General features: G+C 59.2%; 10 protein-coding genes and 3 pseudogenes. 7 read left to right on the top strand and 6 right to left on the bottom strand.

Going from position 1 to position 12,045, the window contains the following annotated elements; all coding sequences use genetic code 11:
- Positions 1–103: 103 nt before the first annotated feature.
- The 7 genes and pseudogenes from aroK to trpS all read left to right on the top strand — a co-directional run bounded on the left by aroK (position 104) and on the right by trpS (position 6,159).
- Complete coding sequence (aroK, locus tag AC6I8M_RS03755; protein ID WP_010617392.1) at positions 104–625, top strand: shikimate kinase AroK; 522 nt, start codon at positions 104–106, stop codon at positions 623–625.
- Positions 626–664: 39 nt separating this feature from the next.
- The gene (aroB, locus tag AC6I8M_RS03760; RefSeq protein ID WP_010617391.1) at positions 665–1,753 is read left to right on the top strand and encodes a 3-dehydroquinate synthase; all 1,089 of its coding nucleotides are present in this window, start codon (positions 665–667) and stop codon (positions 1,751–1,753) included.
- Between the two features lie 75 nt (positions 1,754–1,828).
- Positions 1,829–2,857, top strand: coding sequence for an SPOR domain-containing protein (locus AC6I8M_RS03765; protein ID WP_010617390.1), 1,029 nt, complete (start codon positions 1,829–1,831; stop codon positions 2,855–2,857).
- A 96-nt stretch (positions 2,858–2,953) separates the two neighbouring features.
- Positions 2,954–3,766: an adenine-specific DNA-methyltransferase gene (dam, locus tag AC6I8M_RS03770; RefSeq protein ID WP_010617389.1), complete on the top strand. Its 813-nt coding sequence runs from the start codon at positions 2,954–2,956 to the stop codon at positions 3,764–3,766.
- A 65-nt stretch (positions 3,767–3,831) separates the two neighbouring features.
- Positions 3,832–4,515 carry a ribulose-phosphate 3-epimerase gene (gene rpe, locus AC6I8M_RS03775; protein ID WP_010617388.1) on the top strand — a complete coding sequence of 228 codons (684 nt, stop codon included), beginning with the start codon at positions 3,832–3,834 and terminating at the stop codon, positions 4,513–4,515.
- Positions 4,499–5,139, top strand: a pseudogene (locus AC6I8M_RS03780) (phosphoglycolate phosphatase). Before rpe ends, AC6I8M_RS03780 begins: the two are co-directional and overlap by 17 nt.
- A 15-nt stretch (positions 5,140–5,154) precedes the next feature.
- Positions 5,155–6,159: a tryptophan--tRNA ligase gene (gene trpS, locus AC6I8M_RS03785; RefSeq protein WP_010617385.1), complete on the top strand. Its 1,005-nt coding sequence runs from the start codon at positions 5,155–5,157 to the stop codon at positions 6,157–6,159.
- A gap of 142 nt (positions 6,160–6,301) precedes the next feature.
- Here trpS and AC6I8M_RS03790 read toward each other — a convergent pair whose 3' ends face one another.
- From AC6I8M_RS03790 to nirB, 6 genes and pseudogenes are all read right to left on the bottom strand, one after another.
- Positions 6,302–6,472: a hypothetical protein gene (locus tag AC6I8M_RS03790; RefSeq protein ID WP_318285099.1), complete on the bottom strand. Its 171-nt coding sequence runs from the start codon at positions 6,470–6,472 to the stop codon at positions 6,302–6,304.
- Complete coding sequence (locus tag AC6I8M_RS03795) at positions 6,462–6,647, bottom strand: hypothetical protein (RefSeq protein WP_010617383.1); 186 nt, start codon at positions 6,645–6,647, stop codon at positions 6,462–6,464. The genes AC6I8M_RS03790 and AC6I8M_RS03795 overlap by 11 nt, the downstream gene beginning before the upstream one ends.
- A 72-nt stretch (positions 6,648–6,719) precedes the next feature.
- Positions 6,720–8,084, bottom strand: coding sequence for a siroheme synthase CysG (cysG, locus tag AC6I8M_RS03800; protein WP_010617382.1), 1,365 nt, complete (start codon positions 8,082–8,084; stop codon positions 6,720–6,722).
- 45 nt (positions 8,085–8,129) lie between these two features.
- Positions 8,130–8,933 (bottom strand): annotated as a pseudogene (gene nirC / locus AC6I8M_RS03805) (nitrite transporter NirC).
- Positions 8,934–8,981: 48 nt separating this feature from the next.
- Positions 8,982–9,290, bottom strand: coding sequence for a nitrite reductase small subunit NirD (gene nirD / locus AC6I8M_RS03810; RefSeq protein ID WP_010617379.1), 309 nt, complete (start codon positions 9,288–9,290; stop codon positions 8,982–8,984).
- Positions 9,287–11,822, bottom strand: a pseudogene (gene nirB, locus AC6I8M_RS03815) (nitrite reductase large subunit NirB). The gene nirD and the pseudogene nirB overlap by 4 nt, the downstream one beginning before the upstream one ends.
- Between the last annotated feature and the right edge of the window lie 223 nt (positions 11,823–12,045).

The following is a 12,045-nucleotide window of genomic DNA, read 5'->3' on the forward strand; positions in this document are numbered from 1 at the left end:
TCCGTCTGACTCTTGCTAACGCTCATGAGGTCTCAGTTCCTGTCCCGCCAGCAATGTGCTGAACGCGGGGTATCATCAACGAATTCTTAGTAATACCGACAAAATGGCAGAGAAACGCAATATCTTTCTGGTTGGGCCGATGGGTGCCGGCAAAAGCACTATTGGTCGTCAGTTAGCTCAGCAACTTAATATGGAATTTTTCGATTCCGATCAGGAAATTGAGCGACGTACCGGAGCGGATGTAGGCTGGGTATTTGATGTGGAAGGCGAAGCCGGTTTTCGCGATCGTGAAGAGAAAATCATCAACGAGCTGACCGAGAAACAGGGCATTGTCCTGGCGACCGGTGGCGGCTCCGTCAAATCCCGTGAAACCCGTAATCGTCTCTCCGCCCGCGGCGTGGTCGTCTACCTCGAAACCACCATCGAAAAGCAACTTGCCCGCACTCAGCGTGATAAAAAGCGTCCGCTGCTGCAGGTTGACGAACCGCCGCGCGAGGTACTGGAAGCACTGGCTGGCGAACGTAATCCACTTTATGAAGAGATCGCTGACGTCACCATTCGCACTGACGATCAAAGTGCAAAAGTTGTCGCCAATCAGATCATCAACATGCTGGAAAAAAATTAATCCAGCACCCTGAGGGCTCAGCAATAGGTATCGGTCATCATGGAGAAGATCACTGTCTCACTGGGGGATCGCAGTTACCCCATCACCATCGCTGCCGGACTGTTTAACTATCCGGCTTCTTTTTGGCCGCTGAAAGCCGGCGACAATGCCATGCTGGTGACGAATCAGACGCTGGCACCGATCTATCTGGAAAAACTCGCGACGCTGCTGCGCAACGTCGGGGTGAAAGTGGATCAGGTGATTCTGCCCGACGGTGAGCAGTACAAAACGCTGGCGGTGATGGACGAGGTTTTCACCGCGCTACTCCAGAAGCCGCACGGCCGTGACACCACGCTGATTGCACTGGGTGGTGGCGTGATTGGCGATCTGACCGGTTTTACTGCCGCCAGCTACCAGCGCGGTGTGCGATTTATTCAGGTGCCGACCACCTTGCTGTCGCAGGTTGACTCCTCGGTCGGGGGCAAAACTGCGGTGAACCATCCCCTCGGTAAAAACATGATCGGTGCTTTCTACCAGCCGGCTTCGGTGGTGGTCGATACCGACTGCCTCACTACGCTGCCGCCGCGCGAGCTGGCCTCCGGTCTGGCGGAAGTGATCAAATACGGCATCATTCTCGACGGTGAATTTTTCCAGTGGCTGGAGCAGAATCTTGATGCGCTGCTGGCGCTGGATAACACTGCCATGGCTTACTGCATTCGCCGCTGCTGCGAGCTGAAAGCCGAAGTGGTGGCGGCCGACGAGCGTGAAACCGGCCTGCGTGCGCTGCTCAATCTCGGTCATACTTTTGGCCATGCGATTGAAGCGCACATGGGTTACGGCAACTGGTTGCACGGTGAAGCGGTTGCGGCGGGCATGGTGATGGCGGCGCGCACCGCTGAGCGTCTGGGTCAGTTCAGCGCTGCCGATACTGACCGCATTATTGCGCTGCTGCAGCGTGCTGGCCTGCCGGTTAACGGCCCGGCCAGCATGACGGCAGAAGCCTATCTGCCGCACATGATGCGCGATAAAAAAGTGCTCGGCGGCGAGCTGCGTCTGGTGCTGCCTCTCGCTATTGGCCGCTCTGAAGTGCGTGGCGGCGTAGCGCATGATATGGTGCTGGCTGCGATTAACGATTGCAAAGTATCTTGATTATCCCCGGACTACGTCGGGCTGCCGTCCGGCGGGGGAACAGTGAGCAGCGTGCCGTTTTACGGAGGAGGCTAAATGGATGAGTTCAAACCGGAAGACGAGTTAAAACCTGACGCCAGTGACCGCCTTCCCACGCGGCCTCGCAAATCGTCTTCTGCGCCGAAAGCGAAAGTACCGGTTTCCCGTCAGCATATGATGATGGGCATCGGCATTCTGGTGCTGCTGATTCTGGTGCTGGGCATTGGCTCCGCGCTGACCGGCCCGGACGAGAAGAAACCGGCCAGCAACAGCGCCAGCACCGGTAGCGCGGCACCGGCTGGCGGCGGCAGTGAAAAGAATATCGACCTGTCAGGTTCAACCGCCATGAGCGGCCAGCAGAATGCCACGCCGTCGGCTGAGGGCTGTGCGCCGCAGAATACCGCCGGTAACGCCGCACCTGCCGGCAGTGACGGTCAGTCAATCTCCATGCCGTCTGTTTCCTCCACGCCGACTCAGGCAGCACTGGTTGACACACCGGCCAACCAGCAGCGCGTAACGCTGCCGGGCGATCTCAATACCGCGCTGAATAATCAGCAGGGTTCCGTTGATGCCGCGGCGCAGGGCGCACAGGGCAACAGTTCGCTGCCTACCGCACCGGCGACGGTCAGCGGCAGCGCCGGCAAAGCGGTCACGCCGCCGGCGGTACGCGCTGAGACGCCACCGCGCAGCCTCGGTGCCAGCAGCGTCGGCAGCCACAAAACACCCGCTGCCAGTAAACCGGCCGCAGTGAAAGAGAACAAAACGCACACCACCACCGCGCACAACAGCGCACCCGCCAGCAGTGGCGGTGCCAGCAAGTCGCTGCCATCGGGCGGTAACTACACGCTGCAGCTGAGCGGTGCGTCGAAAGAAGCGAGCCTGAACGCCTGGGCGAAGAAACAGAATCTGAGCGGTTATCACGTGTATAAAACCACGCGTAACGGCCAGCCGTGGTACGTGCTGGTGAGCGGCGCTTATGCCACACCGGCCGAAGCCAAACGTGCGGTAGCTTCACTGCCGGCGGAAGTGCGTACGGCGAACCCGTGGGTTAAACCGCTGAGCCAGGTGAAGAAAGAGAGCCAATAAGTGATGTGGGGCCGCGCTGCTGCGGCCCCGTTCTAAGCGCAGATCTGCTGTCGGTTTCGCCACAGCCAATAATTAAGATGTAATAGCCACGACAGCATGAAGAAAAATCGCGCTTTCCTGAAATGGGCCGGAGGGAAATACCCGCTGCTTGACGATATCCGTCGTCATCTGCCACAAGGTGATTGTTTAATCGAACCTTTTGTCGGCGCCGGTTCCGTATTCCTCAACACCGATTATGACCGTTATCACCTGGCGGACATCAACGGTGATCTGATCAATCTCTACAATATCGTCAAAACGCGCACCGCCTCGTTTATTGAAGACGCGCGCCAGCTGTTCAGCGCCAGCGGCAATACGGCGGAAACCTATTACGCCCAGCGTACGGCGTTCAACGCCAGCGCGGATACCTATCAGCGCGCCCTGCTGTTTCTTTATCTCAACCGCCACGGTTACAACGGCCTGTGCCGTTACAATCTGCGCGGTGAATTTAATGTGCCCTTTGGTCGCTATCGTAAGCCGTACTTCCCGGAAGCCGAACTGCTGTTGTTCGCCGAGCGCGCGCAAAAAGCCACCTTTGTCTGTGAATCGTACGATGTTACTCTGGGCAACGCCCCTGCAGGCTCAGTGGTTTATTGCGATCCGCCGTATGCGCCGCTGTCGGCGACGGCTAATTTTACCGCTTACCACACCAACAGCTTTAGCCTGCGCGAGCAGCAGCATCTGGCGGAGCTGGCCAGTCAGCTGGCGCAGGAGAGCCGCATCCCGGTACTGATTTCTAACCACGATACTCTGCTGACGCGCGAGTGGTATCAGAATGCGGATTTACACGTAGTTAAAGCCCGGCGTTCCATCAGTCGAAGCATAAGTGGTCGCACTCAGGTTGACGAACTGCTGGCGCTTTTCCGCTAGCCTGTTTCGTCCGCGACCAACGCATCACGCTAGCCCCGGCTGGCGCACAAAATTGGGAGATTCGGATGAAACAATTTTTACTGGCCCCATCAATCCTTGCCGCTGATTTTGCCCGCCTAGGCGAAGATACCGCTAAAGCGCTGGAAGCTGGTGGCGACGTGGTGCATTTCGATGTGATGGATAACCACTATGTTCCCAATCTGACCATGGGGCCAATGGTGCTGAAAGCGCTGCGCGATTACGGCATCACCGCGCCCATCGATGTGCATCTGATGGTCAAACCGGTTAATGCGCTGATCCCGGAATTCGCCAAAGCGGGTGCCAGCTTCATTACTTTCCATCCCGAAGCCAGCGAGCACGTTGACCGTACGCTGCAGCTGATCAAAGAGAACGGCTGTAAAGCCGGTCTGGTGTTCAATCCGGCAACGCCGCTCAGCTATCTCGATTACGTGATGGATAAGCTCGACATCATTCTGCTGATGTCGGTCAACCCTGGCTTCGGCAGCCAGTCCTTTATTCCGGGCACGCTGGATAAACTGCGCGAAGCGCGTCGTCGCATTGACCAGAGCGGTTACCAAATCCGTCTGGAAGTGGATGGCGGCGTGAAGATCGATAACATCGGTCAAATCGCGGCGGCCGGGGCTGATATGTTTGTTGCCGGCTCGGCGATCTTCGGTCATCCGGATTACAAGAAGGTGATCGATGAGATGCGCAGCGAACTGGAGAAAGTTAATGGCTCATTTCACTGATATCCGCGCGCTGGCATTCGATCTCGACGGCACGCTGGTACACAGCGCGCCAGGCCTAGCACAGGCGATCGATCTGGCGCTGGCCGATTTGCAGCTGCCACCCGCTGGCGTTGAGCGGGTTTCGACCTGGATTGGCAACGGTGCGGACATCATGATGGCGCGGGCGCTCAGCTGGGCGCTGGGCCGCACGCCGATGAGCAGCGCGACGCGCGTGCGCTGTTCGACAAACATTACGCCGCGACGATGGAAGCCGGCAGTACGCTGTTCCTACAGGTGCAGGAGACGCTGGCCATCGTCACCAACAAACCCACACCGTTTGTTGCTCCGCTGCTGCAGTCGCTCGGCATTGCCGACTACTTTTCTCTGATCATCGGCGGCGACGATGTGGTGGTAAAAAAACCGCATCCGGCGGCGATTTTCCTCGTTCTCGGCCGTTTTGGCGTGCTTCCAGGACAATTGCTGTTTGTCGGTGATTCGCGCAATGATATTCTCGCTGCCCAGGCGGCGGGCGTGCCGAACGTTGCGATGACCTTCGGCTACAACTACGGTGAGCCGATTGCCACCAGCCAGCCCGATTTAACTCTCGATACTTTTAGCGAACTTTTACCCGTTCTCGGGCTGTGATTATCAGGACATAACATGAGCAAACCCATCGTTTTCAGCGGCGCCCAGCCTTCCGGTGAACTGACCATTGGCAACTACATGGGTGCGCTGCGTCAGTGGGTGCAGATGCAGGATGATTTCCACTGCATTTACTGCATCGTCGATCTGCACGCCATTACCGTTCGTCAGGACCCGGCCGCGCTGCGCAAAGCCACGCTGGATACGCTGGCGCTGTACCTTGCCTGCGGTATCGATCCGGAAAAAAGCACCATCTTCGTGCAGTCGCACGTACAGGAGCACGCGCAGCTGAGCTGGGTGCTGAACTGCTACGCCTACTTCGGTGAACTGAGCCGCATGACGCAGTTCAAGGACAAATCGGCACGTTACGAAGAGAACATCAACGCCGGTCTGTTCGATTATCCGGTGCTGATGGCGGCCGATATTCTGCTGTATCAGACTAACCAGGTGCCGGTCGGCGAAGACCAGAAGCAGCACCTTGAGCTGAGCCGCGATATCGCCGCGCGCTTCAATGCGCTGTACGGCGACGTGTTTAAAATTCCTGAGCCGTTTATTCCGAAGTCCGGCGCGCGCGTGATGTCACTGCTGGAGCCGACGAAGAAGATGTCGAAATCCGATGACAACCGCAACAACGTGATTGGTCTGCTGGAAGACACCAAATCGGTGGTGAAGAAGATTCAGCGCGCAGTGACCGACTCTGAAGAGCCGCCGGTGGTGCGTTACGACATCAAAGATAAAGCGGGCGTGTCTAACCTGCTGGATATCCTGTCAGGCGTGACCGGTAAGTCGATTGCGCAGCTGGAGCAGGAGTTCGAAGGCAAAATGTATGGTCACCTAAAAGGCGCGGTGGCAGATGCTGTGTCTGAGATGCTGACTGAGCTGCAGGAGCGTTATCATCGCTTCCGCAATGACGAAGCGTTCCTCAACCAGGTGATGCGCGATGGCGCAGCGAAAGCCCGTGCGCATGCACAGGAAACGCTGAAGAAAGTGTATGACGCCGTGGGCTTTGTAGCGCAGCCATAAGTTTATTTGCTGGGGCGCAGCCTAACGCGCCCCGCAGACTTTACTTCACCCGATGCAGCATCAGCTCTGCGCCATCCTAGAATAGCCGCGCATTGCCGTCGGCCAGCACACTCAGTACCGAGCCCGGTGCCGGTCCCCACGCCTAATTGCCATAGTGCACGTTGAAGCCATAGCGAAAGCTGAAATCACGATCCTGTCCGTCCCCGTTGGCGGCGCTCAGGCGCAGTTTACCCTGACAATTGTCGGTCGCCGGATTAATGCCGCGTTCGGCAGTACCGCGCGTCCAGCTAATCGCATTGGGTTTAAACGCCACGCGCGCGCCCATAAACTGCGGATCGTTTTTGATGTAAATCTGGCCGTTCTCCTTTTTTCGGCGTCACGGCAACCACCTGCCATTCACCCGTGACCGTTGACCACGTCACCGGGGCGGCACTTACCGCCGCGCTCAGCGGCATCAGCAGCGCCGCGGCCAGAGAAATAATGCGCATGGAAACTCCTTGTGATTGATTTGGCTGCTCAGTCTGGCGGCAAAGCGCAGCGCTGTACAGTTTTTTACCGCATCAGAACCAGCGCAGCTGCGTGCGCAGGCTGACCACGCGGCCCACAATAATCAGCGCCGGACTGGCAAACTGCTGTGCCAGCGTCGCCAGCGCCTGCAGCGTGGCGCAGGCGACGCGCTGCTGCGGCGTGGTGCCATGCTGCACGATAGCCACCGGCATCGCTGTGTCCATCCCGTGCCGTAACAGCTGCTGCTGAATTTCGGCCGCTTGGCTGAGGCCCATGTAAAACACCAGCGTCTGCTGTTCCGCCGCCAGTTTGCCCCACTCCATTTCGCCGTGCTGCTGCAGATGGCCGGTGACGAAGCGCACGCTCTGGGCATGGTCGCGGTGGGTGAGGGGAATACCGCTGTAGGCGGCACAGCCGGACGCGGCGGTGATGCCCGGCACCACGCTGAACGGGATGTTATGCTGCGCCAGCACCTCCAGCTCTTCGCCGCCGCGGCCAAAAATAAAGGGATCGCCGCCTTTGAGGCGCACCACACGCTTGCCGCGCTGCGCCTGCTCCAGCAGCAGCTGGTTGATTTGCTCCTGCGGCACGCAATGATGGCCCGCCTGCTTACCCACGAAGATGTGTTCGGCATCGCGCCGCACCAGATTAAGAATCGGCTCCGACACCAGCCGGTCATACACCACCACATCAGCCAGCTGGATAGCCTGCAACCCTTTCAGCGTCAGCAGACCGGCATCGCCCGGCCCGGCACCCACCAGCACCACGTCGCCCTGCTGCGCCAGCGGCGCCGCAAACAAGGCATCGACCTGCGCGGCAGCGCGTGAGCGATCGCCGTTGGCCAGCGTTTGGGCCAGCCGATCGCTGGCAAAGAAGCGCTCCCAGAAGGCGCGACGTGGCGCCATGGCGCTAAAATGCTGTTTCACGCGGGCGCGCAGTGAGCCCGCCAGCGCAGCCAGTTCGCCGAGATGCTGTGGCAGCATCGCCTCCAGCTTCTCACGCAGCAGACGCGCCAGCACCGGCGCGCGGCCACCGGAAGAGACGGCGATCATCAGCGGCGAGCGGTCGACGATGGACGGCATAATGGCGCTGGCCTGCTGCGGCGCATCCACCAAGTTACAGAAGAGGCGGCGCTGTTCGGCGGCGTCAGCCACCTGCTGATTGACCCCATCATCATTGGTGGCCGCAATCGCCAGCCAGCACTCATCCAGCCAGTCATCGGTAAATTCGCCGTGCAGTAACGTCACTTTTCCCTGTTGGGCCCACTGCTGAAACGCCGGGGAAAAATCCAGCGCGCCGACGTACAGCTCTGCGCCGGCCTCCAGCAGCAAACGCGCTTTGCGTTCAGCCACGTCGCCTGCGCCAACCAGTAAACAGCGCTTGCCTTGCAGCCGACAAAACAGCGGAAAGTAGTCCATAGCGAATCCTGAAAAAAGCCCGCACGGTGCGTGCTGTGGAATGGATTATACCGATTTCAGCGGCGAAGCTTGGGCTTGCGTCTGCGGGCGCTGCGCCTGCGGCGTGGCATACCAGTAGCCGAGGCCCATCAGCACCATGCCGGAGAACATATTGCCGAGCGTCACCCACAGCAGGTTGTGGCCGATGCCGCGCAGCGTCAGGTCGGCGCTGTGCTGGCCAAACCACGACAGCGCAAATACCGTCATGTTGGCGATGGAGTGCTCGTAGCCGGAGGCGATAAACGCCAGCAGGCACCACCAGATGGCGATGAACTTCGCGGCACCTTCGCTGCGCACCGCCATCCAGATCGCCAGACACACCAGCCAGTTGCACAGCGCGCCTTTAAAGAACAGTGCCATCGCCGTCTGCGTGGTTTTTGCCAGCGCTACGCTGTGAATCAGCGAGCCGGCGTTTGGCAGCAGCGCACCAGCGGCGTAGTAGTAGAGCAGGGCGACAAACACCGAGCCGATCAGGTTAGCCAGCCAGGTTTGCGGCAGCACACACCACATCTGACCGTGGCTGATGGTACCGGCTTTGACGCCCACGGTGAGGAACATTATGTGGCCGGTAAACAGCTAGGAACCGGCGATGATCACCAGCGTCAGGGCAATACCGAAGGTGGCGCCCATCAGCAGTGGACGATACGCCGGGTCCGCCAGGTTGCCGAGGGTGAAGATCAGGATGATCGCCAGGCCAACGTAAGCGCCGGCCATCGCCGATCCAATCCAGAAGGCCAGCGGGCTGTGCTGCGCGGTGCGTACAATGCGCGCCGCATTGGCGGCGCAGGTGTTCAGGGTGTCAGAAAACATAGTGACGTCTCATAAAGTGAAGGAATTTTGTCAGGCGCAGACTTCGACCTAGCCGTTGCTAACGCGCACCGCATAGCTCGCCACCGAGCGGCTTTCATCTTCCAGACAAACGCCATCGCTCAGGCGAAAACGCTGTTTTTTCAGCGGGCTGGCGACCCACAGCGTGTGCTGGTGTTCTGCGATCAGGCCGCGCGATAACACGCTGGCCTCAGCAAACGGGTCGATGTTGCTCAGAGCGTACAGTTGCGCATCGTCGCGCGGGCGAAAGATGGCAATCTGCTGGCCGTTAACCAGCGCGCACACGCCGGTAGCGGGCAGGATTTGTGTGAGTTCACACACGGTGTACCACTGGCTCATGCGTCAGCCTCCTCGATCAGGGTGATAGCGATGCGCTCCGCCGGACGCGCCGGGCGATGCTGCTCGCGTTCATTGACGTGCTGCACCAGCGGGTCGCGCTGCGGGCTGTTAATAAACGTGGTAAAGTGCGCCTGCTGCTGCGGGTCGTTAACCGTGGCAGTCCATTCACAGCGGACGTCAGCGCGCAGACGCGCCAGTTCCTGCTCCAGCTGAGCGTTGAGGCCGAGCCTGTCGTCGATGATCACGCTGCGCAGATAGTCGATGCCGCCGTCCATGCTCTCCAGCCACAGCGAAGTGCGCTGCAGCCGGTCGCCGGTGCGGATGTAAAACATCATGAAGCGGTCAAGATACTGCAGCAGCGTGTCGCGGTCGAGGTAGGCCGCCAGCAGATCGGCGTGGCGCGGTTTCATGCCGCCGTTGCCGCACACGTACAGGTTCCAGCCTTTTTCGGTGGCGATGACGCCGACATCTTTGCCCTGCGCTTCGGCGCATTCACGGGTACAGCCGGAGACGCCAAACTTCATCTTGTGCGGCGTGCGGATGCCTTTGTAGCGGTTCTCCAGCTCAATGCCGAAGCCGAGGCTGTCGCCAACGCCATAGCGGCACCAGCTGCTGCCGACGCAGGTTTTCGCCATGCGAGCGCTTTGGCGTAAGCCTGTCCGGTTTTAAAGCCGGCGGCAATCAGTTGTGACCAGATCGCCGGCAGATCGTCGCGCTGCGCCCCAAACAGGCCGATGCGCTGTGAGCCGGTGATTTTTGTGTAAAGGTTGTATTGCCGCGCCACTTCGCCCAGCGTCATCAGCCCCTGCGGCGTGATTTCACCGCCAGCGGTGCGCGGAATCACCGAGTAGGTGCCATCTTTCTGGATGTTGCCGAGATAGAGATCGTTGCTGTCCTGCAGCGGCGTATGCTGCGGCTTGAGGATGTATTCGTTCCAGCAGGAGGCCAGCAGCGATCCGACGGTCGGTTTACACACTTCACAGCCGTAACCCTGGCCATACTTCGTCAGCAGTGCGTCAAACGATTTGATCTCCTCCACGCGGATCAGGTGATACAGCTCCTGGCGCGAATAGGCGAAATGCTCGCACAGGTGATGATTAACTTCGATGCCCTGACGGCTCAGCTCAGCGTTTAGCACCTGCGTAATCAATGGGATGCAGCCGCCGCAGCCGGTACCGGCGCGGGTTTCGGCTTTCAGCGCCGCCACGGTGTGACAGCCCGCCTGCACCGCGTTAACGATATCGCTTTTGCTGACGTCAAAGCAGGAGCAGATTTGCGCGCTGTCTGGCAGCGAATCGACGCCCATCGCCGGTTTTTCGCCGCTGCCTGCCGGCAGAATCAGCAGCGCCGGGTTTTCCGGTAAGGGGATGTGATTGAGCGCCAGCTGCAGCAGACTGCCGTAGTCGCTGGTGTCGCCCACCAGCACCGCGCCGAGCAGGGTTGTATTGTCTTCGCTGACGATCAGGCGTTTATACACGTGCTGCTGTTCGTCGAGCCAGATGTAGCTGCGGGCGCCATGCGCATCGCCAATGCCGCCGAAATCCACGCCTAGCAGCTTGGTTTGGCGCTCATATCGGCACCGGCAAAGACGCTGTCACGCCCGACCAGCGCATCGCTGGCGACCTGCGCCATTTTGTAGCCGGGTGCCACCAGACCGTAAATCCGATCCTGCTAGGCGGCACATTCCCCAATCGCGCAGATCGCCGCATCGCTGGTCTGGCAGCGATCGTTGATGGCAACGCCACCGCGCTGGCCGAGCGCCAGGCCGCACTGTTGCGTCAGCTTATCCTGCGGACGAATGCCGGTGGAGAACACGATGAAGTCGACATCCAGCGCGCTGCCATCGGCGAACTCCAGCGTTTTACCGCCTTTAGCGTGATGCACAATCTGCCGGGTATTTTTGCCGGTATGGACCTGCACGCCCATCTGTTCGATCTTACGCCGCAGCTGTTCGCCGCCCTGTGTATCCAGCTGTTCCGCCATCAGCACCGGTGCAAACTCAATCACGTGCGTTTCAATGCCGAGATTTTTCAGCGCGCCCGCCGCTTCCAGTCCGAGCAGGCCGCCGCCGATCACCGCACCGCGTTTGCTGCGGCGCGCGCAGGCTTCAATGGCGTTGAGATCTTCGATGGTGCGGATGGTGCGATAGACAAAGCAGTCGCTGCCCTCCGCGCCGGCGATCGGCGGGATCCACGGATAAGAACCGGTGGCCAGAATCAGCGTGTCGTAATGCACCGCACGACCGGTGTTGGAGTGAATCAGCTTTTCCTCACGGTTGAGGGTAATGGCGCGCTCGCCGAGCAGCAGATTGACCTGATGTTTTTCGTAGTAGCCTTCGCGCACCAGTGAGAGTTCTTCGGCGGTGTGGTGGGAAAAATAGGCGGAGAGATGGACGCGGTCATAGGCGACGCGGGGCTCTTCACAGAAAACGGTTACCGCGAACTGCTCAGGGGCGGCTTTGTCGATAAGTTCTTCGATAAAGCGGTGGCCAACCATGTCGTTGCCAATAATAACGACACTGGGCTTGCTCATGCTTGCCTCAAAATTTGCGGGATCTGCGCCTACCTTAGCGCGCTGTTTCTGGCGCTTATTGACGTACATCAACTGCGGCTTTATATACCCATTTAGAGGTATGTTGCTGATTTTTAGCGTTTTTATCTAAGTCTTTTATTTGGCTGAAAATTACCCAATGGCGGCAGAAAAGTTGCCAGCGGCGCGGCCGTTTTTCGTGCTAGCTTAAGATGTTGCGTTTTCA

The sequence above is a fragment of the Type-A symbiont of Plautia stali genome, assembly GCF_059731155.1.

What these genes read in the sequence shown, in the direction of transcription:
- trpS (WP_010617385.1), top strand. Translation starts at nt 5,155, where the DNA reads ATGAGCAAACCCATCGTTTTCAGCGGCGCCCAGCCTTCCGGTGAACTG.
- aroK (WP_010617392.1), top strand. Translation starts at nt 104, where the DNA reads ATGGCAGAGAAACGCAATATCTTTCTGGTTGGGCCGATGGGTGCCGGC.
- dam (WP_010617389.1), top strand. Translation starts at nt 2,954, where the DNA reads ATGAAGAAAAATCGCGCTTTCCTGAAATGGGCCGGAGGGAAATACCCG.
- nirD (WP_010617379.1), bottom strand. Translation starts at nt 9,290, where the DNA reads ATGAGCCAGTGGTACACCGTGTGTGAACTCACACAAATCCTGCCCGCT.
- cysG (WP_010617382.1), bottom strand. Translation starts at nt 8,084, where the DNA reads ATGGACTACTTTCCGCTGTTTTGTCGGCTGCAAGGCAAGCGCTGTTTA.
- rpe (WP_010617388.1), top strand. Translation starts at nt 3,832, where the DNA reads ATGAAACAATTTTTACTGGCCCCATCAATCCTTGCCGCTGATTTTGCC.
- aroB (WP_010617391.1), top strand. Translation starts at nt 665, where the DNA reads ATGGAGAAGATCACTGTCTCACTGGGGGATCGCAGTTACCCCATCACC.
- AC6I8M_RS03765 (WP_010617390.1), top strand. Translation starts at nt 1,829, where the DNA reads ATGGATGAGTTCAAACCGGAAGACGAGTTAAAACCTGACGCCAGTGAC.
- AC6I8M_RS03795 (WP_010617383.1), bottom strand. Translation starts at nt 6,647, where the DNA reads ATGCGCATTATTTCTCTGGCCGCGGCGCTGCTGATGCCGCTGAGCGCG.